Consider the following 21,042-nt stretch of genomic DNA (forward strand, 5'->3'; position numbering starts at 1 on the left):
GCACGCAGAGCAGGCCCCACAACGGGCGCGGAGGGGTTACTCGGGAACGATCTCGTCCAGTTCCTGGAGCAGGTATGGGTTGATCCGTTCCAGGATCATCCTGACCTCGTCGCGGGGAACGGCCGTGTACAGCACAGGTCGGGCATCGGCGTAGCGGGTGACCGGCGGCTTGTCCGGCCACTTCTCCGCAAGGGCCTGAACCCGTTCCGGGAGCGAGTTGTGGGCGTTGTCCGCGATCTTCACCAACGTGGCGTCGTGATCCTCCGCAACAAAACGGATGCCGGCGTCGTAGTCATCCGGGTCGTCGTGGAAGCGGCGGGTGACACGCTCGATAATGTCTACCGCACGCTCGGACACGCCCATTTCCAGCAGTGCCTGCCGGGTGATGGGAGTGTCCTCGGCGATGTCATGAAGGTAGCCGGCGATCTGGATGTCCTCATCAAAGTCGGCCAGAGCATCGCCCACTGCCAGGACGTGCTCGCGGTAGGGGCGCTTGAGCTTGTCCTTCTGCCGGTTGTGGGCCACCTCCGCCAGGACCTGGGCTGTTTCTACAGTGAAGTGTGGTTCGGTCATGCTGGCCTCCGGGTTGAACATGGGATCAACGGCGATCGATCCCATGTTCAGGCTATCGGTTGTTCCGGGACGGCAAGCGCGTGGGGGGATCTACCAGTCCTGTACGGCGCGTGCGGCGATGGCGACGGTGACTGCCCTGGGCAAGCGCTGCGCAAACCCAGCCGTCACCCGGTTGACCCACCCGGAGACAACGCTGCCGGGCGTGTCCTTGCGACCCAGGGCTTTGATCGCTGTTCCAACAACCTGTTCGGAGGTCTGCATCTTGCCCACCGCTGCGGACTCGCCACCGAGGACGTCGAAGAACTCAGTGCGAGTGGCGCCGGGACAAAGGGCCAGGACGTTAAGTCCGGAGTTCTTGGTTTCGTGGGCCACGGCTTCAGTGAAGCTCAGGACGAAGGCCTTGGTGGCACCGTAAACGGCCATGCCGGGAATGGGCTGGAAAGCGGCAGTACTGGCCACGTTCACCAGGGCACCTTTTCCGGAGTCGAGCAGTTGCGGCAGAAAAGCCCGGGTGATGTCCACCAAGGCGGCCACGTTCAAGGAAATCTCAGACGCAATAGTGTCCGGATCTTCCTCAACCAAAGGCCCATGGGTGCCGAAGCCCGCGTTGTTGATCAACGTGTCCACGGTGATCCCGCGCCCGGCCAGTGAATCGAAGAGCTCGCGCCCCACCCCTGCACGGCCCAGGTCCATGGGGAGCACGGTCACGGTGACCCCGTGGCGGGAGCGCAAGTCCTGGGCCAACTTCTCCAGACGGTCTGCGCGCCTGGCCACCAGGACGAGGTTGGAGCCCCGGGCAGCAAATTGTCCGGCGAACTCAGCGCCGAGGCCGGAGCTGGCACCTGTAATGAGTGCAGTGGTACCTGCGTAGGTCATGGTCATGGCGGAATCCCATCGGTTGAGTAAGAGACTGATGTAGTCGCTGTCTACATGGTAGGCAGTGTCTACTTTGTTGTCAATGACTACATTGGCTTAGACTTGAGTCATGACTGACCAGCCCTACCACCACGGCAAACTCCGGGAGGCGCTCCTGGAGCGCGCCATGGAGACCATTGAGGAAGCCGGCGTGGAAGGACTTTCCCTGCGGCAGCTGGCCCGTGATGTCAACGTCAGCCACGGCGCTCCGGCCAAGCACTTCCGTGACAAGCAAGCCCTGATCGACGCCGTGGCGCTGGCTGGCTTTGAGTCGATGAACCGCCTGATCCGGGATGCCACCCAGTCCAGCGATGACCTCCATGGCCGTTTCGTCCGCGTCGGCAAGGCATACGTCGACTTTGCCGTTGAGCACCCCGCCCTGCTGACGGTGATGTACTCCACCAAACACCACCCCGATTCCAGCGAGGAACTGCGGAACACTGGCGCCCAGGGAATACATGTTGCCCAAGCCATGATCGCCGAGGCCCAGGAAGCCGGCGTCCTGGCCGAAGGCGACCCCGGGACACTGGCCATGGTGTGCTTCGTCAGCCTTCATGGGACTGCCCTCCTTGCGGCCGGCGGACACTTGGACGGCACTTCAGTGGATGACGTAGTCACCGCTGCCACCGACACCCTATGGGCAGGCATGGCGGCCGGAGTCCCGGCTGCCCAGCCCAGCTAAGCCGCGAGCCCAGCGATCACTTCCCGCACCGCCGCGCTCAGCTGGAAGTTGCGACAGCCCACTCCCCCGGGCTCCGCCTGCTGCGGCACGTACCCAAAGCCGAGTTCATACACAGGGTCCGCGAATCCCAGAGATGCGCTGGCGCCGTCGTGCCCGAATGCGCGGTAGCTGCCGAACGGCATCCGAGTGTGGGACTTCATGAACACCGTGGCAAAGCAGCCGGTCTCTCCAAAGACGCGGTCGATCCCGAAAACCTGCTCGCGGGTTACCGCACGAATGGTCTCCTCCGTCAGGAGAGGGGGAACGGCGGGTTCGCCTTCCAACCCTGTCAGCGCTGCAGCGTAGATTCTTGCCATCCCATCCGCACTCGCCACTCCAGCAGCCGAGCTCAACCCCGCGGCCCGCACCTCCCGGATGTTGGGCAAGTCCAGGATGTCGCCCACGGCAGAGTTGGCCGCCAGTCCGGCGTGGCTGGCAGGATCCACCCACGGCCACGCCGGATCGGCCGCCCAGCGGAAGGGAGCGAAGCGGGCCTCTTCGGCGTCAGGCAGGCCAAGGTAGAAGTGCGCTCCGGTTGCGGCCCGGATCCGCTGTTCAAAGACGTCCTGGAGGGTGGAACCGGTGATGCGGCGGCACAGCTCCTCCATGAAGATACCGATGGTCAGTGCGTGGTAGCCGAAGGCAGTGCCGGGTTTCCATAGCGGCGGCAGTTTGGCGAGCTTGGCGGCTGCGAGCCCGGAGTTGTTGACCTCGTGGAGGGTGAGGCCGCCTTCCACTCCAAGGAGCCCGGCCTGATGCGAAAGAAGCTGGGCAACGGTGATCGAAGCTTTCCCCTCGGCACCAAACTCCGGCCAATACTTGGTCACCTCGGCATCAAGGTCCAAGGTGCCGTCCTGAACCAGCAACGCCATGACCAGGCCCGCCATGCCTTTGGAGCAGGAGAAGACGCCCGTAACCGAGTCCGGGCGGATATGCGGTCCGCCGCTGAGGTCCAGCACTTTGACGCCGCGATGGTAGGCCGCGACTTGCGCCGAATACTCCGGATCCTGATCGAGGAAACTGCCGAAGAGCTCGGCGGCGGGTTCGAAACCTGGGGCGATCACCTTTGCATGCATCCAGACAGCCTACGTGGTGGGCGTTTCAGGGCCGGGGGTTTTCCACACCCATGGCTCCTTGGGGAGGCTCCGGGGGCGGAAGTGCGGCAACGCCTCCTCCAGGGTTCCGGCAGGCAGGCCCACCGATTCAAGGATCATGTCACGGACTCTTCCGGCAGGAATTCCGACGGCGGCGAGGTCGCCCAGCGTGACCGCACCGTCGCGCTTTGCCAGCCTGGCGCCGTCGTGGTTTACCACCAGTGGCACGTGGGCATATTCGGGAACGGGCAGGCCCAGCAGCGTCGCCAGGTAGGCCTGCCGCGGGGTGGAAGGGAGGAGGTCGTCGCCGCGCACCACCTGGTCGATTCCCTGGGCGGCGTCGTCCACCACCACTGCCAGATTGTAGGCGGTCACTCCGTCATTTCGACGCAGCACAAAGTCGTCCACCATGCCCCTATAGATGCCGCACAACTGGTCCTCAACAGCCCACTCAACAACGTCCGCCTGGAGGCGTATCGACGCCGGGCGTGACGCGCGCCGGATCTCCCGTTCAGCGTGGGACAACCGTCGGCACGTCCCCGGATACGCGCCCTGCGGCGCATGCGGCGCCGACGCTGCTTCCTGGATTTCCCGGCGGGTACAGAAGCATTCGTAGGTGCGGCCCTCAGCAGTGAGGCGCGCAATCGCTTCGTCGTAGAACGCCGCGCGTTCAGTCTGGCGCACGACGCCGGCGTCCCACCTGACGCCGACGGCCTCCAAATCGCGGAGCTGCTCCGCTTCGGCGCCGGACCGGGTACGGTCCAGGTCCTCGACGCGCAGCAGGAAGTCCCTTCCGCTGGACTTCGCGAAGAGCCAGGCCAGGATGGCCGTACGGAGATTGCCGACGTGTAGTTGGCCGGAAGGGCTCGGGGCGAAACGGCCAGCTGAAGTCATGCTCCAAGCCTATGTGGCCGTGCTCCGCGGCGTCCGCCGGGACGGGGCAATGCAAGAGCCCCTCAGCTACCGCAACGATCCGGTGGCTCAGGGGCTCTTACTGTGCTGCCCGCACGATACGGGCGAGTGCAGAATGACAATGCTGTGAACAAGAGTCAATCAGCGGCTGCTTCCTTGCGGGAAACCTGTGCAGGGATCCGGGTGGTGTTCCGGATGCCTGGTGCCTGCGGGGTCCGGCGGTAGCCTTGCCCTGCTTCGTTGTCACCATTTGAGCAGGAGACATACAGTTGGTGCAACGGACACAAAAAAGAATGGTCGATCTGACCAGTCTGCTCGGAAAACTTGGACAGGAAGTGGTCACTTTGCAAGAACTCGACGCGACGGACCGGCGAATCCTGGCCGCCCTCGACAACGATCCCCGTGTGCCCATCATGGTGCTGGCCCAGAAGCTCCATCTCGCGCGGGGAACTGTGCAGTCCCGCTTGGAACGGATGACGGCCGCCGGAGCCCTGCGACCGAACAGCAGCCGCGTCCTGCCGGCGGCCTTGGGGCGTGGCGTCGCGGCTGCGGTCAGCGCCGAACTGGACCAAAGCCACTTGAATGAAGCCATCGCCGCACTCCGGGACATCCCCGAAGTCCTCGAGTGCCACGCACCCGCCGGCGATACCGACCTCATCATCAGGGTGGTAGCCAAGAGCCCGGACGATCTTTACCGCGTGTCCGAGGAAATCCGCCTATGCCCCGGAATCGTGCGCACGTCCACCAGCATGTTCCTCCGCGAAGTGATTCCCTACCGGACAACTGGGTTGCTTGCCGAGTAGGCCGGGACTATACGGGCGGGCCGATGTTGGTTTTCAAGTTCTTCATCACCAGGGTTGACGTCAGTCGTTCCACGGCTGGAAGAGCCGCGAGTTCGTCGTCGTAGAAGCGCTGATAGGCAGGCAAGTCTGCGGCAATGACCTTCAACAGATAGTCGGGGGAGCCAAACAGCCGCTGCGCCTCCACGATGTTGGGACTGGCTGTCACGCGCTCCTCGAATTCGGCCATGATGGTGCGCTCCACCTGCTTGAGGGTGACAAATACTATCGCTTCGAAACCCAGCCCCACGGCAGCAGGATCGATGTCGGCACGATAGCCGCGGATCACCCCTGACGACTCCAAATCCTTCAGCCGCCGATGGCATGGAGCCACGGTCAACCCCACCTTGGAGGCCAAGGCTGTCGACGTCATTCGGCCATCCTCTTTGAGGTGGCGCAAAATACTTCTATCGATTCCGTCAATCACGCAAGAATCTTACCCAAAATGCCGGATTAAGGGCTAAATCCGGGAACACTTATGGGCGGATTTTTCCTAGAGTTTTCCTACCAACTACCTCTGGAGAGATCGTGAATCCGCAGCTGTTCCTCGCCTTCATGCTGGTGGCCGTCAGCTTGGCGTGCACCCCCGGCGTCGACTGGGCGTATTCAATCTCGGCCGGCCTACGCCAACGCAGCTTCGTTCCCGCAGTGGCGGGCCTGTGCAGCGGGTATGTCATCCACACATTGCTGATGGTGGCCGGCTTGGCCGCTCTGCTGGCAGGAGTCCCGGGACTCCTGGGATGGCTGACCATCGCCGGTGCGGCCTACTTGTTGTGGCTCGGCGGCTCGACCATCCGCTCGTGGCGAGGTGCGAGCTTCAGCGCGGAAGCCGGCGTCGTGCAGTCCGGAAACCAGCTCCGCACCTTCCTTCAAGGCATGGGTACCAGCGGCATCAACCCCAAGGGCCTGCTCTTTTTTATCGCGCTGGTACCGCAGTTCGTCAGCCCCGAGGCAGCACTGCCCGTTCCGGTCCAGTCAGGTTTGCTGGGCCTGACCTTCGTGATCCTGGCAGGGGCGGTCTACACCGGCGTGGCCCTGACGTCCCGGAAGTTGCTGGCTTCCCGGCCGGGTGCCGCGCGGGTTGTGACGCTGACCAGCGGGATCATCATGATCGGACTGGGAACAGTGCTGTTGTCCGAGCAACTCCTCCCTCTGCTGCTGCAGTTGCAGCCGGCGGGCGCTTAGGCAGCAAGCAGTTCGTCCAGCCGCTCGTATCCTTCGATCACGCCGTAGTCCATTCCCGTTGCAAGGGCCATGTCGCGGGCTTCCACGGAGGGGTAGACCTCGTGGGCGACCATCCGGGTCCTGCCGTCGATTTCCTCGAAGGTGGTGGTGCTGATGACTACCTGGTTGGGTGCGCCCTCGAACTCCACTGTCTGGATGATCAGTGCCTCGGCTTCAACGGTGTGGAAGACGCCGCGGAAGCCATACATTCCGTTGTCGTCACCGCTTTCGTAGCGCCAGCTGCCGCCGGTGGTGGCGTTGTACTCGGTAATTTTGGTGACCGTGCTGCGCGGGCCCAGCCATTTGGCCAAGAGGTCCGGGTCAACATGGGCCTTGAAGACCGCACTGACGGGAGCATCGAATTCGCGGACTGTATCAACGAACGGGACGCCGCTGTCAGCGGTGATTGTTGTTGGATTGCTCATTTCAGTTCCTCTTTCTTCTTTGCTGTTGTGTTCTCGTGTTCTTGGTGGGAGATGCCCGCACCCAGCAGTTCGTCCAACTGCCGGAAGCGGGATTCGGCGATCAGCCGGTACTGGTCAATCCAGGCCGTCAATCTCTCCAAAGCTGCTGCATCCAAATGAACCGGCCTGCGCTGGGCATCCCGGGATCGGGTCACCAGGCCCGCATGCTCCAGGACCTGAATGTGCTTGGAAACCGCCTGCTTGGTGATGGCGAATGGTTCCGCAAGCTCATTGACAGTGGCATCTCCCCGGGACAGCCGGGCCACCATGGCCCGCCGCACCGGATCCGCCAACGCCATAAAAGCCCTGTCCAGGGTGTCCGACCCCGGGGCATCGTGTTCCATCGCCGCTTCAACCCTTCGTCCTCAACCAAACCTAATTCAATCAATTAATTGATCAACTGTTTGGTTGATTAAGAGAATACGCTTCCTCCCCCGAGGACGCAATGGTTTTTTATTCGCCGCCCAGCTGCCTGAAATCGTTCTCCCAAAGGCGCCGCATTTCAGCGTCTTTCCGGATGACCTCCAGCGTCTCCAGCTCAGCCGGAGGGGCAGGACGCCTGGACCGCGGAGTCAGGGTTCGGCGGCCTTGGTCAAGCGCGAGGAGTGCCCTGTCTGTCAGTGCATCATTCTTCAACGCCAGGTTGGTCTTCCGCCGCCGGAGGACTTCCTTCAAGGCCAGCTGCGCGGATTCGATGTCACCCCGGGCCCGCTGGGAACGCGCACGGATCAGCAACAAGGCAGCCGATAGGTCGTCAGTGTTCAGCAAACCTTCGGTCCACAGCACCACGTCCCGGTGCCGCTCCAGCGAATACGCCGCGGTGCAGCGCGCCAGGGCAGAAGGCAATGACGGCGGCAAGCCGACCACTGCTTCCAATGCCGACTCGGTCATCCCCATCTCCCGCAGGCAATGGGCCAGCGCCAAGAACACGGATTCCTCACTGAACAGAACCGGAACCTCGATGCGTTCGGCTACCTCGACTTTGGTGACCACCTGCCCAAGGTACGTAGCCGAGAACTGGCTGGCGTCGTCGTCGATCCTTGTTGTTAAACCGCGCTGCAGCAGCTCCGAAGCCCGCAGGAACCCGCCATGCTTGTATGCGAGCAGGCCTGCCATAACGTGGCATAAGCCGGCCCACCCCGGATTCATACGGCCAAAAGCGAGAAGCCCATCCGGCTCCGTGGAGGTGAACACGGCTTCGTGCATCGCCTTGGCCGTCTTGGAGGAAAGCATCTTCAACCGCGGTACGTTGCCCACCACGGACAACCTCGCGTGGTCACGTCCGCTCAGCACGCCGGACAGCACGTCATTCACACCGTCGGCCAGGCCACGGACCGGGGTGCGGACGTAGCCCTCGCGGAAGGGCGTGAGATCGCGGGTGTCGTGGAAGATCGTGTGCACACGTCCGTTCGGAGCTTGGCTCATAAATCCATGCTAACCGCCGCTGAACTGGGCACATCCCCTGCTATCGGAGGCATTTCAGGAGTATTATGGCGGCGTCGGCAAGGTTTTGCCACACCCCTTGCCGCAGGTCGGCTCTCCATGAGAAGAGCCGGGTAACCGCGTGAAAGGGAGGACTGATGACCACCGCTTCGCACCCCGCCGAACACCACCACATGATGGGGTTGACGCTTCGCAACACCGCCATGGGCGTTGGCATTGTATTTCTGCTGGTAGGCGTCCTGGGGTTCATCCCGGGAATCACCACCAATTTCGGCGCCATGACCTTTGCTGGACATGAGTCAGGCGCCATGCTGCTTGGAATCTTCCAAGTGTCCATACTCCACAACATCGTTCACCTGCTGTTTGGCGTGGCCGGCTTGGCCATGGCAAGGAACGCACGCATGGCCCGCCTGTTCCTCCTGGGCGGCGGCGCCGTGTACATCGTTCTTTGGATCTACGGCCTGGTCATCAACCAGGAAACAGCTGCCAACTTTGTCCCGTTCAACACGGCTGACAACTGGCTGCACCTGATCCTCGGCGTTGCCATGATCGGCTTGGGCGCCTGGCTGGGCAGGGATGCCATGGACGAAACCACAACGGCCCGACGGAAGATGTAAACCTTCCCACACGCGTTGTGAACAAACGACGGCGACCGCTCCCCCTGAGGGGACGGCCGCCGTTTTTCTTTTCACATCCAGGCCATTTTCGTCCCTCTCTCACATCCCTAGCCCATCACCCGCACGCTCTCTCACTTGGCTGAAGAAGGCCGCCCACCGTTAGGCAACCCAACAAGTGCCAATGCCGCAGCCAGGGGCGGCCACGGCAGCGCCCCCAAGCACGAGTGATGTGAGAGAGGGACCCACCCGAAATACGAGGGACGTGAGAGAGGGACCCGCCCAAGCACGCGGGATGTGAGAGAGGGTCCGCCTCAAGCCCGAGGGACGTGAGAGAGGGACCCGCCCAAGCACGAGGGACGTGGGAGAGGGACCCGCCCAAGCACGCGGGATGTGAGAGAGGGTCAGAGGACCTTGCGGATGGTCTCTTCGAAGCTGACCACGTGGTGCAGGGCTAGCTCGGCGGCGCGGTCTTCGTCGCCGTCGGCGATGGCCGTGAGTAGGTCGGCGTGCTCGGAGATGTGACCGGACACGGAGGGCATCTTCTCGAGCATGTGGCACCAGATGCGGGTGGCGAGGTTGTCGTACCGGATCAGAACGTCTTCGAGGTGCGCATTGGCGGAGGCTTTGTAGATGAGCCGGTGCACCTGGATGTCATAGCGCATGAGTTCCTGGGAGGAATTGTCCTGGCCTTCAAGATCACGGATGGCCGCTGCGACGCCGCGAAGCTCGGAACGCATGGCGGGGCTGGCCATGCGGGCAGCCTTCCTGGAGGCGAGCGGTTCCAGGAGCTCGCGGATTTCGGAGACTTCGGCGAGCTGGGTGATGTCCACGCCGGTTGCGAAGGTGCCGCGCCGCGGGTACGACACCACGAGATGGTCGCTTTCAAGGCGCTTGATGGCTTCGCGGACGGGGGTGCGCCCGATTCCCAGTTCTGCAGCAATCTGGCCGTCATTAATGGGGTCGCCGGGCTTGATGTCCAGCATGATAAGCCGGTCGCGCAGCAGCAAGTAGGCGTTCTCCGCCAGGGACGTGCCCTGCGGAACTGATTCCAGTGCTTCCAGTGCTGCGCTCATTAGTCTCTCCCGTTAGTCGCATTCATAGTCTGCTGGATGAGTTACCGCTGACCTGTTGACGACTATGTGATCTCCAACATACTATGGCAATAGTTCTAATATATCAGTTGCCTAACAGTCGGCCACTAGACAAGCTTTGAAGGAGAACACCATGGTTGAACCGCTGATCCGCCCGCTCGCCCAGGCGGACCCGGAGGTCGATCAGGCGATCGCCCAGGAACTCATCCGCCAGCAGTCCACGCTGGAAATGATCGCCTCTGAGAACTTCGCTCCCACGGCCGTCATGGAGGCCCAGGGATCGGTGCTGACCAACAAGTACGCCGAGGGCTACCCGGGCAAGCGGTACTACGGCGGCTGTGAGCACGTAGACGTGATCGAACAGCTGGCCATCGACCGTCTGAAGTCCTTGTTTGGTGCAGAGTTCGCCAACGTCCAGCCCCACTCCGGAGCCCAGGCCAACGCCTCGGCCATGCACGCGCTGATCACCCCCGGCGACACCATCATGGGCCTGAACCTGGCACACGGTGGCCACCTGACCCACGGCATGCGCATCAACTTCTCCGGCAAGCTCTACAAGGTTGTCCCCTACGGCGTCCGCGAGGACACCCACACTGTAGACATGGCTGAGGTCGAGCGCCTGGCTCTTGAGAGCAAGCCGCAATTGATCGTCGCCGGCTGGTCTGCTTACTCCCGCCAGTTAGACTTCGCCGAGTTCCGCCGAATCGCCGACCTGGTGGGTGCCTACCTCATGGTGGACATGGCCCACTTCGCGGGTCTCGTAGCCGCGGGCCTGCACCCCAGCCCGGTGCCCCACGCCCACATCGTCACCAGTACCACGCACAAGACCCTCGGCGGTCCCCGCGGTGGCGTGATCCTGACCAACGATGCCGACATCGCCAAGAAGGTCAACTCGGCAGTCTTCCCCGGCCAGCAGGGTGGTCCGCTGGAGCACGTGATCGCCGCCAAGGCCGTGGCCTTTAAGATGGCCGCTGAGCCGGAGTTCCAGGAACGGCAGGTCCGCGTTCTTGAAGGCTCCAAGATCCTGGCCCAGCGCCTCCTCCAGGACGACGTAGCTGCAGCCGGCATCTCCGTTGTCAGCGGCGGCACCGACGTCCACCTGGTCCTTGCCGATCTCCGCCATTCAGTGCTCAACGGCCAGCAGGCAGAAGACACGCTGCACCGCATCGGCATCACGGTCAACCGCAACGCCGTTCCCTTCGACCCCCGCCCGCCGATGGTTTCCTCGGGCCTGCGCATCGGCACTCCCGCCCTCGCCGCCCGCGGTTTCAAAGCTGAGGACTTCACCGAAGTCTCGGACATCATTGCGACGGCGTTGATCGCCGCAGCGAACAGCGGCACCAAGGCCACAGGCTCAGAGACAGGCACCGAAGGTGACGTCACCCTGGACGAGGCCACCGCCGTCGAACTTCGCCGCCGCGTGACCGCGCTGGCAGACAAGTTCCCGCTTTACCCGCACCTGAACAACAACGGCAATGGCGCCGCAACCGAAGCAGAACTGATTGGAGCAGCCCAGTGAGTGCAGACCACCTCCCCGAACACCCGGACTTCCTCTGGCGCAACCCGGACCCGAAGAAAAGCTACGACGCCGTAATTGTGGGCGGCGGCGGGCACGGCCTGGCCACCGCGTACTTCCTGGCGAAGAACCACGGCATGACCAACATCGCCATCCTGGAAAAGGGCTGGCTGGCCGGTGGAAACATGGCCCGCAACACCACCATCATCCGTTCCAACTACCTTTGGGACGAGAGCGCCGCCATCTACGAGCACGCCCTCAAGCTCTGGGAAATCCTCCCGGAAGAGCTTGAGTACGACTTCCTGTTCAGCCAGCGCGGCGTCATGAACCTGGCCCACACCCTGGGCGATGTCCGCGAAAGCGTTCGCCGCGTGGGTGCCAACCGGCTCAACGGCGTGGATGCTGAGTGGCTGGACCCTCAGCAGGTCAAAGAACTCTGCCCCATCCTGAACATCAGCGACAACATCCGCTACCCCGTCATGGGCGCCACGTACCAGCCACGCGCAGGCATTGCCAAGCACGATCACGTGGCGTGGGCCTTTGCACGCAAGTGCGACGAACTGGGCGTGGACATCATCCAGAACTGCGAAGTCACCGGCTTCATCAAGGACGGCAACCGCGTCACTGGAGTCCAGACCACCCGCGGCACCATCAACACCGAAAAGGTGGGCCTCTGCGCCGCCGGCCACAGCTCAGTCCTGGCAGAAATGGCCGGCTTCCGCCTGCCGATCCAGTCGCACCCGCTCCAGGCATTGGTCTCCGAACTGCACGAGCCGGTCCACCCCACAGTTGTCATGTCCAACCACGTACATGTGTACGTGTCCCAGGCCCACAAGGGCGAACTGGTAATGGGCGCCGGCGTGGACTCCTACAACGGCTACGGCCAGCGCGGCTCGTTCCACGTGATTGAGGAGCAGATGGCAGCAGCTGTTGAGCTCTTCCCGATCTTCGCCCGGGCCCACGTGCTCCGGACCTGGGGCGGCATTGTGGACACCACACTGGACGCCTCGCCGATCGTGGGGCTGAGCCCCGTGGAGAACATGTTCGTCAACTGCGGTTGGGGAACCGGCGGCTTCAAGGGCACTCCGGCGGCAGGCCTGACCTTCGCGCACACCATTGCTACCGGCGCACCGCACAAGCTGAACAAGCCGTTCGCGCTGGAACGCTTCGAAACCGGCGCCTTGATCGACGAACACGGCGCCGCAGCCGTAGCCCACTAGCCAGGACAGGACTGAAAAGACATGCTCCTCATTTCATGCCCCAACTGCGGGCCACGCGACGAAACCGAATTCCACTACGGCGGCCAAGCACACATCGCCTACCCGGAGAACCCGAACGACCTCACGGACCGCGAATGGGCTGAATACCTGTTCTACCGCGAGAACACCAAGGGCACCTTCGCCGAGCGCTGGGTCCACAGCACCGGCTGCCGCCAGTGGTTCAACATGCTCCGCGACACCGTGAGCTACGAAATCCACTCCATTTACGGGATGGGCCAGCCCCGCCCGGACCTCACAGTGAACAGCCCGAAGAGCGAACCGGACAAACCAGGGGAGTTCACCCAGTCCGGGGACTTCGGCCAGGCCGGCGAACCCGGGCTCGCCCCCGGAGCCACAGCCCCCACGGCAACCACCCCCATCTCCTCGGAAGGAGTCTAGAAGTGACCAACAAGAACGCACGCCTCGCCACCGGCGGACGCATCGATCGCAGCATCTCTTGGCGCTTCACCGTGGACGGCCAGGAATTCACCGGCCACCCTGGCGACACCATCGCTTCGGCGCTGCTCGCCAACGGCCACATCAACGCCGGCAACTCCCTCTACGAGGACCGCCCCCGCGGCATCATGGCCGCCGGCGTGGAAGAGTCCAATGCCTTGGTCAAGATCGCGCCCCGCTTCCGCGGACACGTTGCCGAGTCCATGCTTCCCGCCACCGCAGTGTCCTTGGTGGACGGCATGAACATTGAGCTCCTGTCCGGCCTTGGCAAGCTTGATCCCAACGAGGACAAGGCTGAGTACGACAAGAAGTATGTCCACACGGATGTCTTGGTCGTCGGCGGTGGCATCGCCGGCTTGGCAGCCGCCCGCGAAGCTGTCCGCACCGGGGCCCGCGTCATCCTGATCGACGACCAGCCCGAGCTCGGAGGCTCCCTGCTCTCCGGTTCCACCGCCCCGGAGCTGGCCGAACTGATCGAAGGCAAGCCGGCCCTGGAATGGGTTGCTGACGTCGAAGCCGAACTGGTTTCCGCCGGCGAATGCACGGTGCTGAACCGCACCACTGCTTTCGGTTCCTACGACTCCAACTACTTCATCGCAGCCCAGAACCGCACGGACCACCTCAGCGTCCCGGCAGCATCGGGTGTCTCGCGCCAGCGTATTTGGCACATCCGTGCCAAGCAGGTTGTCCTGGCTCCGGGCGCCCACGAGCGTCCGTTGGTGTTCGAGAACAACGACCGCCCCGGCATCATGCTCGCCTCGGCTGCCCGCACCTACCTGAACCGTTACGCCGTGGCGGCCGGTTCACGCGTGGTCATCACCACCACCAACGATTCCGCTTACGCGCTTGCCGCGGACCTGAAGGCAGCAGGCGTGGCGGTTGCCGCCGTCGTCGATGCCCGTCCGCAGATCAGCGCAAAGGCAGCCGCCGCCGTCGAGTCCGGTATCCGGGTCCTGATCGGCAGCGCCGTGGCTGACACGTCGGCGGACGAGAATGGCCGCCTGAATGGCGTCACCGTCCGCAGCATTAACGACGACGGCGACCTCACCTCAGGCGTCGAACAGCTCGCTGCCGATTTGCTCGCCGTTTCCGGTGGTTGGAGCCCGGTGGTCCACCTTCACAGCCAGCGCCAGGGCAAGCTGCGTTGGGATGATGAGCTCGCTGCCTTCATTCCCACCAAGCCGGTCCGTGACCAGCAGGTGGTTGGCGCCGGCCGTGGCAGCTTTGAACTGCAGGACTGCCTGGCAGAAGGCATCTCGGCGGGAGCGGCAGCGTCCATCGCCGCTGGCTTCGAATCCGCCACCACCCCAGTGGAACTGCAGGCACCTGTGGCCAGCGCTCCAAGCCGCCAGCTCTGGCTGGTCCCCGGCCAAACCGGTGAGCCCGGCGAATGGCACCACCACTTCGTCGACTTCCAGCGCGACCAGTCCGTGGCCGATGTCCTCCGCTCCACCGGGGCCGGCATGCGCTCCGTGGAGCACGTCAAGCGGTACACCTCCATCAGCACGGCCAATGACCAGGGCAAGACCTCCGGCGTCAACGCAATCGGCGTCATCGCCGCGGCGCTGAAGTTCGGCGGAGCTGAGAACATTCCGGGCGTCGGCGAAATTGGCACCACCGCTTACCGTGCGCCGTTCACGCCGGTGGCCTTCGCAGCGTTGGCAGGCCGCCAGCGTGGCGAACTGTTCGACCCCGCCCGCGTCACCTCCATCCACCCGTGGCACGTTGCCCAGGGCGCACTGTTCGAAGATGTTGGTCAGTGGAAGCGCCCCTGGTACTACCCGCAGGCCGGGGAAGACATGGACACGGCAGTCCTGCGTGAGTGCGCAGCGGTCCGCGACTCCGTGGGCTTCATGGACGCCACCACTTTGGGCAAGATCGAGATCCGTGGCAAGGACGCCGGCGAATTCCTGAACCGTGTGTACACCAATGCGTTCAAAAAGCTCGCCCCGGGATCCGCCCGCTACGGTGTCATGTGCACCTTGGACGGCATGATCTTCGACGACGGCGTAACCCTCCGCTTGGACGAGGACCGCTACTTCATGACCACCACCACCGGCGGCGCAGCCAAGGTGCTGGACTGGCTGGAAGAGTGGCACCAGACGGAGTGGCCGGAGCTCGATGTGGTCTGCACGTCCGTAACGGAGCAGTGGAGCACCATCGCCGTGGTTGGCCCGAAGTCCCGCGCAGTGATCGCCAAGGTTGCTCCCCAGCTCGCCGAAAACGGTGGCCTGGACGCTGAAGCCTTCCCGTTCATGACGTTCCGCGAGACCACTCTGGCCTCCGGAGTGCAGGCACGCGTTTGCCGTATCTCCTTCTCCGGCGAACTGGCCTACGAAATCAATATCCCGTCCTGGTACGGACTCAACACCTGGGAAGCTGTTGCTGCCGCAGGTGCGGAGTTCAACATCACCCCGTACGGTACCGAAACCATGCATGTGCTCCGCGCCGAGAAGGGCTACCCGATCGTTGGGCAGGACACCGACGGCACGGTCACCCCGCAGGACGCCGGCATGGACTGGATCGTCTCCAAAGCGAAGGACTTCATCGGCAAGCGCTCCTACCTTCGGCAGGACGCCAGCCGTGAGGACCGCAAGCACCTGGTGAGCGTCCTTCCCGTGGACCACTCGCTGAGGTTGCCGGAAGGTACGCAGCTGGTGGAAAAGGGCATCCCGGTCAACCCGGCCTCCGGACCCGTCCCCATGGAGGGTTTCGTGACCTCCAGCTACCACAGCGCCGCGCTGGGCCGTTCCTTCGCCCTGGCACTCATTCACAACGGCCGCAACCGCATCGGCGAGACCCTGGTGGCCTCGCTGGGAGACCAATTGGTGGACGTGGTTGTTGGCGAAACCGTACTTTTCGATGCTGAAGGGACCCGCAAAGATGGCTGAAACAGCAACACCAGCAGAAACCGCACACGTCGACCGCGTCCGGGGCGCCCGCCGCAGCCCGGCCGAGCACCTGGCTGAGGCCTTCACCTCCGGCTCCGTGCCGGGCACGGTGACGCTCACCGAAATCCCTTACCAGGCCATGGTGGGCATCCGGGTTCACCCAGCGTCCGACGCCGGTGCCCGCGTTGCGTCCGTGACCGGCGGCTTGCCTGCCACCTGCGGTGCAGTGACGGGCGGCGCCGTTACAGACAAGGGTTCCGTTAACACCCTGTGGCTCGGCCCCACCGAGTTCCTGGTGGTAGCTCCGGAGGAAGCCCACGATTCGTTGGGTGGCTCCCTGGTCAGCGATCTGACCTCGGCGCTGGGTGGCGACGCCGGCCAGGTGGTGGACCTGTCCGCCAACCGCACCACGTTTGAGCTCTCCGGCAGCCACGCCCGCGCAGTGCTGGAGAAGACCTGCGCCTTGGACCTGCATCCACGGGTCTTCAAGGCCGGCACGGCTGTCTCCACTGAGCTCGCGCACATCCCGGTGATGCTCTGGAAGACCTCGGATGAGTCGTACCGGATCTTTCCCCGGGCCTCGTTTGCCGATTTCCTGGGACGCTGGCTCCTCGACGCCATGCGGGAGTACGCCTCGCCTGAGGTCCCCTGATGGCACTGAGTGTGCTTGATCTGTTTTCTGTTGGCATCGGACCGTCGTCTTCACACACGGTAGGCCCCATGCGCGCGGCAAAGCAGTTCACGGACGGTCTTGAATCGTCCGGCCAGCTTCCGGCTACGGTGCGCGTCCAGGCAGAGCTTTTCGGCTCCCTGGGCGCCACCGGCCGGGGCCATGGCTCAGACAAGGCCGTGGTGCTGGGGCTGCAAGGCCACTCACCTGAAACCGTTAATACCCACACAGCCGATGACCAGGTTGCGGCCGCGGCACTCGACGCGGAATTGCACCTGGCCGGCAACCACCGGGTGGACTTCAACTGGGACGAGGACGTGGTCCTGCACCGCCGCAAGTCGTTGCCCGCCCACCCCAACGGGATGACCTTCCGGGCGCTGGACCACACGGGCACCGTACTCCGGGAACGCAGCTTCTACTCCATCGGGGGTGGCTTCGTAGTGGACGGTGACGTCTCCGGAGCCGACAAAGTGGTAGCCGATGACACCGTCCTGCCCTACCCCTTCACCACGGCAGATGAACTGCTGGCCATCTGCCTACGCGAAGGCAAGTCCATCTCGGACATCATGCTGGCCAACGAACTCGTGTGGCGTTCCGAGGAAGAACTCCGCGAACGGTTGCTGGGGATTTGGGCCGTCATGCAGGAGTGCGTGGACAACGGCTGCTCTGCCGAGGGAATCCTGCCGGGAGGACTGAAGGTCAGGCGACGGGCGCCGTCGTTGTTCAAGACGCTTGCCGCCACTGACGCCGCCAACAAGGCCGACGGCGCTGCCTCCAATCCTTCGGACCCGCTGCTCGCCATGGAATGGGTCAACCTGTTCGCTCTGGCCGTGAACGAGGAAAACGCCGCGGGCGGCCGGATTGTCACCGCACCCACCAATGGTGCCGCCGGAATTGTCCCCGCCGTGCTGCACTACTACACCAAGTTTGTTCCGGGAGCCAACGACGACGGTGTCGTGCGGTTCCTGCTGGCGGCGGCCGCCGTCGGGATCCTGTTCAAAATCAACGCGTCCATTTCCGGTGCCGAGGTCGGCTGCCAGGGTGAGGTTGGCTCCGCCTGCTCCATGGCTGCCGCCGGCCTCTGCGAAGTCCTGGGCGGAACGCCTGGGCAAGTGGAAAATGCCGCCGAAGTGGGCATCGAACACAACCTGGGCCTCACCTGCGATCCCGTGGGCGGGCTGGTGCAGATCCCCTGCATCGAACGCAACGCGATCGCCAGCGTCAAAGCCATCAATGCCGCCCGCCTTGCCCTGCACGGCGACGGCAGCCACAAGGTGTCCCTCGACAAGGCCATCAAGACCATGCGCGAGACCGGCGCCGACATGAAATCCAAGTACAAGGAGACCTCCCGTGGAGGCCTCGCCGTCAACGTAGTGGAGTGCTAGCCATGACTGCCATCCAAACTGAAACTGCTGCCGCCGCCTCCCCGGAGACGACTGTGGAACACGTCCTCACCCTCGACTGCCCCGAAGGTCCGGGCATCGTGCACGCTGTGTCCGGCTTCCTGCTGGACCACGGCTGCGACATCATCGACAACAAGCAGTTCGGCGATCGTGCCGAGGGCCACTTCTTCATGCGCGTGCATTTCGCGTCCGACGGCGATGCCTCCACGGTTGATACCTTGCGGAAGGACTTCGCCCCGGTAGGTGATAAGTACAGCATGAACTGGCAGCTGCAGCCCCAAGGGTACAAGCGACGTGTGCTGATCATGGTCTCCAAGTTTGGGCACTGCCTGAACGACCTCCTGTTCCGCGCACGGATCGGCGAGCTGCCCATCGACGTGGTGGGCGTTGTGTCCAACCACACCGACCACCAGGGGTTGGCGGAGTGGCACGGGATCCCGTTCTTCCACGTTCCGGTCACCGCGGCTACCAAGCCGGACGCCGAGGGGCGCCTTCTGGAGATCATCGATGAACTGGACGTTGAACTCATTGTCCTGGCCCGCTACATGCAGGTGCTCAGTGATGATCTGGCCCGCAAACTGGATGGCCGCGCGATCAACATCCACCACTCGTTCCTGCCCAGCTTCAAGGGTGCCAAGCCCTATCACCAGGCATACGCGCGTGGTGTGAAAACTGTGGGTGCCACCGCCCACTACGTGAATGGTGAGTTGGATGAAGGTCCCATCATCGCCCAGCAGGTAGTGGAGGTGGACCACACGTTCGGGCCGGACGATCTCGTAGCCGCCGGCCGGGACACCGAATGCAAAGCCCTCAGCAACGCCGTTCGCTGGCACTGCGAGGGGCGGATCATCCTGAATGGGAACAGGACAATCGTGTTGAAGTAGGGCTTGCATACCCGATTCGACGGCTTGCTGCGTGACAGATGGTTCCAACCATCCAACCCGCAGCGGGCCGTCGAATTGGCGTTTAAGGGCTTAGCCGTTCACCGCGTTGATCCAAACGCCGATAATCCACGTGCTCGCCGCGGCACACGCCAACCCGAACTCCACGAGGATCCCGATGCCCGTTGCCTTGAGCGCGGCACCACTGGATCGGACGGCTGTACGGAAGTCCCGCGTCCGTTGGACTTCGCTGAGCAGCAGCCCTACGGCAAACCCCACAAAGAGCCCCACTACGGGAATGACGAACATGCCCACCACGCCCAGCACCACGCCGATGAGCACCGACCGGTTGGGGATGCCGTGTTGCTTGAGCTTCCGTCCCGTGAGCACGGCACTGGCGGCCATACCGGCCACCACAAACACCATGCCGATGGCGAAGATCACCCAGCCGAGTGGACCGGCGCCTCCCCAGATGGCCCAGGCCAGCAGGCTCGCACCGATGAGGATGCTGCCCGGGAGTACAGGAATGATGGTCCCGGCGACACCTACCGCAATGGCCAGGCCGCACAGGATGGTCACGATCAGTTCGGCGTTCATGCCCCTCAGTCTATGCACAGCAACGCGGGGTCACTTATGGCCCCTTGAGCGCGTCATGGCGGCACGTAAGTGACCCCGCGTTGCCCTTAACCACAAACGACGGCGACGCTCCCCAGCACGGGAGGCGTCGCCGTCGTCGGTCTTGCGGTGGAAACCGCTACCGGGTAACCCCTATTCAGCCACGGCGGCAGCAACTGCCGCGGTGACGGCCGGTGCCACGCGGGCATCCAGAGGGCTCGGCACGATGTAGTCCGCGGAAAGGTCTTCAGCGGCCAGCTCAGCGATGGCGTTGGCTGCGGCGATCTTCATGGCGGGCGTGATGCGGCGGGCCTTGGCATCGAGTGCACCACGGAAGATTCCGGGGAAGGCCAGAACGTTGTTGATCTGGTTCGGGAAGTCGCTGCGACCGGTGGCAACAACGGCCGCGTACTTCTGGGCAACCTCGGGGAGAACTTCCGGGTCCGGGTTGGACAGCGCGAACACAATCGACTGATCGTTCATGAGCTTCAAGTGCTCTTCGTCCAACTTGGAGGAGGAGACGCCCACAAAGACGTCTGCGCCCGTCAGTCCCTCGCCCGGGCCGCCGGTGATGCCACGGGGGTTGGTGCGCTGGGCCATGCGGGCCTTGACGCTGCCGGGGTCTGCCGCAAGATCGGCACGGTCAGCGTTGACAATGCCCTTGGAGTCGAGCAGGATGACGTCCTTGATGCCCACGGCGAGGAGGATCTCGGCAATGGCGATGCCTGCGGCACCCGCGCCGGAGACGACAACCTTGAGGCCGGCGAGTTCGCGCTGGGTCACCTTGGCGGCGTTGGTCAGGGCTGCAAGAACCACGACGGCGGTGCCGTGCTGGTCATCGTGCATGACCGGGCAGTCGAGGGCTTCGATGAGGCGCTCTTCGAGTTCGAAGCAACGGGGAGCGGAGATGTCTTCAAGGTTCACGGCGCCGAAGCTGGGGCGCAAGCGGACCAGGGTCTCAATGATCTCGTCCACGTTGGTGGTGTTGAGGACCAGCGGGATGGAGTCGAGGTCCCCGAAGGACTTGAACAGGGCAGACTTGCCTTCCATGACCGGCAGGGAGGCGCTGGGGCCGATGTTGCCGAGGCCAAGGACCGCGGTGCCGTCGCTGACCACAACAACCAGGCGCTCGGCCCAGGTGTGGGTGCGGGCAAGCTCGGGGTTGGCGTGGATTGCGCGGCTGACCTGCGCGACTCCGGGGGTGTAGGCGATGGAAAGGTCGCGCTTGTTGTTCAGCGGCACGGTGCTGGAAATGGTCAGCTTGCCGCCTTCGTGGGCTGCGAAGATCTCTTCTTCGGTCAGTACCAGGGCGTCGTTGTCTGTAGCAATTGTCTCAATGGACACGTCTTTGTCTCCTCAGGCTAGCCGTGGACCCACGGCATGGTTCGGGCAGGAACAGAACTGCTGTAGCGGACCAAGGATGGCTGGTCCGGCGTTGCTTCTGCAGGTAGGGGGCTG

22 protein-coding genes are annotated in these 21,042 nt (G+C 63.6%); 11 read left to right on the forward strand and 11 right to left on the reverse strand.

The annotated features are described in order from the left end of the window. Positions 1-36: 36 nt before the first annotated feature. Together QEH68_RS19250 and QEH68_RS19255 are read right to left on the reverse strand one after the other, a co-directional pair. Positions 37-618: an HD domain-containing protein gene (locus tag QEH68_RS19250; RefSeq protein ID WP_242703428.1), complete on the reverse strand. Its 582-nt coding sequence runs from the start codon at positions 616-618 to the stop codon at positions 37-39. 45 nt (positions 619-663) lie between these two features. Beyond that, entirely contained in the window at positions 664-1,455 is a 792-nt protein-coding gene (locus QEH68_RS19255) for an SDR family oxidoreductase (RefSeq protein WP_207595271.1), read from the reverse strand. A 103-nt stretch (positions 1,456-1,558) separates the two neighbouring features. Between QEH68_RS19255 and QEH68_RS19260 the strand changes: the two genes are divergently transcribed. Further along, a complete protein-coding gene (locus QEH68_RS19260) occupies positions 1,559-2,170 on the forward strand; it encodes a TetR-like C-terminal domain-containing protein (protein ID WP_207595272.1) in 612 nt (203 codons plus the stop codon). Here QEH68_RS19260 and QEH68_RS19265 read toward each other — a convergent pair. Next, on the reverse strand, positions 2,167-3,285 hold the full coding sequence (locus tag QEH68_RS19265) for a serine hydrolase domain-containing protein (protein ID WP_280624277.1): 1,119 nt from the start codon (positions 3,283-3,285) through the stop codon (positions 2,167-2,169). The two genes, QEH68_RS19260 and QEH68_RS19265, sit on opposite strands and share 4 nt — an antisense overlap. Before the next feature lie 9 nt (positions 3,286-3,294). Further along, positions 3,295-4,197 carry a tRNA glutamyl-Q(34) synthetase GluQRS gene (gene gluQRS / locus QEH68_RS19270; RefSeq protein ID WP_280624279.1) on the reverse strand — a complete coding sequence of 301 codons (903 nt, stop codon included), beginning with the start codon at positions 4,195-4,197 and terminating at the stop codon, positions 3,295-3,297. A 362-nt stretch (positions 4,198-4,559) separates the two neighbouring features. On the opposite strand from gluQRS, the gene QEH68_RS19275 reads away from it, so the two are divergent. Beyond that, the gene (locus tag QEH68_RS19275; protein ID WP_280628050.1) at positions 4,560-5,018 is read left to right on the forward strand and encodes an Lrp/AsnC family transcriptional regulator; all 459 of its coding nucleotides are present in this window, start codon (positions 4,560-4,562) and stop codon (positions 5,016-5,018) included. 7 nt (positions 5,019-5,025) lie between these two features. Here the strand turns inward: QEH68_RS19275 and QEH68_RS19280 are convergent, their stop codons facing one another. Then, the gene (locus QEH68_RS19280; protein ID WP_280624280.1) at positions 5,026-5,481 is read right to left on the reverse strand and encodes an Lrp/AsnC family transcriptional regulator; all 456 of its coding nucleotides are present in this window, start codon (positions 5,479-5,481) and stop codon (positions 5,026-5,028) included. Positions 5,482-5,582: 101 nt separating this feature from the next. Here QEH68_RS19280 and QEH68_RS19285 point away from each other — a divergent pair, with 101 nt between their 5' ends. After that, positions 5,583-6,239, forward strand: a complete 657-nt coding sequence (locus tag QEH68_RS19285) for a LysE family translocator (RefSeq protein ID WP_207595276.1) — start codon at positions 5,583-5,585, stop codon at positions 6,237-6,239. Here QEH68_RS19285 and QEH68_RS19290 read toward each other — a convergent pair. The 3 genes from QEH68_RS19290 to QEH68_RS19300 form a co-directional block, all read right to left on the reverse strand. After that, complete coding sequence (locus QEH68_RS19290; protein ID WP_280624284.1) at positions 6,236-6,703, reverse strand: SRPBCC family protein; 468 nt, start codon at positions 6,701-6,703, stop codon at positions 6,236-6,238. The two genes, QEH68_RS19285 and QEH68_RS19290, sit on opposite strands and share 4 nt — an antisense overlap. Next, entirely contained in the window at positions 6,700-7,086 is a 387-nt protein-coding gene (locus tag QEH68_RS19295; RefSeq protein ID WP_280624286.1) for a metalloregulator ArsR/SmtB family transcription factor, read from the reverse strand. The genes QEH68_RS19290 and QEH68_RS19295 overlap by 4 nt, the downstream gene beginning before the upstream one ends. A 109-nt stretch (positions 7,087-7,195) precedes the next feature. Further along, positions 7,196-8,167, reverse strand: a complete 972-nt coding sequence (locus QEH68_RS19300) for a hypothetical protein (protein ID WP_280624288.1) — start codon at positions 8,165-8,167, stop codon at positions 7,196-7,198. 155 nt (positions 8,168-8,322) lie between these two features. On the opposite strand from QEH68_RS19300, the gene QEH68_RS19305 reads away from it, so the two are divergent. Continuing rightward, the gene (locus QEH68_RS19305) at positions 8,323-8,802 is read left to right on the forward strand and encodes a DUF4383 domain-containing protein (protein ID WP_207595280.1); all 480 of its coding nucleotides are present in this window, start codon (positions 8,323-8,325) and stop codon (positions 8,800-8,802) included. A 401-nt stretch (positions 8,803-9,203) separates the two neighbouring features. Here QEH68_RS19305 and QEH68_RS19310 read toward each other — a convergent pair whose 3' ends face one another. Further along, complete coding sequence (locus QEH68_RS19310) at positions 9,204-9,875, reverse strand: GntR family transcriptional regulator (RefSeq protein WP_089596525.1); 672 nt, start codon at positions 9,873-9,875, stop codon at positions 9,204-9,206. A 151-nt stretch (positions 9,876-10,026) separates the two neighbouring features. Between QEH68_RS19310 and glyA the strand changes: the two genes are divergently transcribed. Genes glyA through purU form a run of 7 tightly spaced genes read left to right on the forward strand, consistent with a single transcriptional unit; the run spans position 10,027 to position 18,972 of the window. Next, positions 10,027-11,412, forward strand: a complete 1,386-nt coding sequence (gene glyA / locus QEH68_RS19315) for a serine hydroxymethyltransferase (RefSeq protein WP_242703429.1) — start codon at positions 10,027-10,029, stop codon at positions 11,410-11,412. Continuing rightward, positions 11,409-12,629, forward strand: coding sequence for a sarcosine oxidase subunit beta family protein (locus QEH68_RS19320; protein WP_011776430.1), 1,221 nt, complete (start codon positions 11,409-11,411; stop codon positions 12,627-12,629). Before glyA ends, QEH68_RS19320 begins: the two co-directional genes overlap by 4 nt. Positions 12,630-12,650: 21 nt before the next feature. Further along, a complete protein-coding gene (locus QEH68_RS19325; protein ID WP_280624293.1) occupies positions 12,651-13,067 on the forward strand; it encodes a sarcosine oxidase subunit delta in 417 nt (138 codons plus the stop codon). Positions 13,068-13,069: 2 nt separating this feature from the next. After that, positions 13,070-16,015, forward strand: a complete 2,946-nt coding sequence (locus tag QEH68_RS19330) for a sarcosine oxidase subunit alpha family protein (protein WP_280624296.1) — start codon at positions 13,070-13,072, stop codon at positions 16,013-16,015. Then, a complete protein-coding gene (locus QEH68_RS19335; protein ID WP_280624298.1) occupies positions 16,008-16,667 on the forward strand; it encodes a sarcosine oxidase subunit gamma family protein in 660 nt (219 codons plus the stop codon). The genes QEH68_RS19330 and QEH68_RS19335 overlap by 8 nt, the downstream gene beginning before the upstream one ends. Continuing rightward, positions 16,667-18,070, forward strand: a complete 1,404-nt coding sequence (locus tag QEH68_RS19340) for an L-serine ammonia-lyase (protein WP_280624300.1) — start codon at positions 16,667-16,669, stop codon at positions 18,068-18,070. The genes QEH68_RS19335 and QEH68_RS19340 overlap by 1 nt, the downstream gene beginning before the upstream one ends. A 2-nt stretch (positions 18,071-18,072) precedes the next feature. Then, positions 18,073-18,972, forward strand: coding sequence for a formyltetrahydrofolate deformylase (gene purU / locus QEH68_RS19345; RefSeq protein WP_280624302.1), 900 nt, complete (start codon positions 18,073-18,075; stop codon positions 18,970-18,972). 90 nt (positions 18,973-19,062) lie between these two features. On the opposite strand, the gene QEH68_RS19350 is transcribed toward purU, so the two are convergent. Both QEH68_RS19350 and QEH68_RS19355 read right to left on the reverse strand, forming a co-directional pair. Next, on the reverse strand, positions 19,063-19,566 hold the full coding sequence (locus QEH68_RS19350; RefSeq protein WP_280624304.1) for a DUF456 domain-containing protein: 504 nt from the start codon (positions 19,564-19,566) through the stop codon (positions 19,063-19,065). 171 nt (positions 19,567-19,737) lie between these two features. Next, on the reverse strand, positions 19,738-20,928 hold the full coding sequence (locus QEH68_RS19355; protein ID WP_280624306.1) for an NADP-dependent malic enzyme: 1,191 nt from the start codon (positions 20,926-20,928) through the stop codon (positions 19,738-19,740). Positions 20,929-21,042 lie beyond the last annotated feature (114 nt).

Source organism: Paenarthrobacter sp. OM7 (assembly GCF_029873575.1).
Classification (GTDB): domain Bacteria; phylum Actinomycetota; class Actinomycetes; order Actinomycetales; family Micrococcaceae; genus Arthrobacter.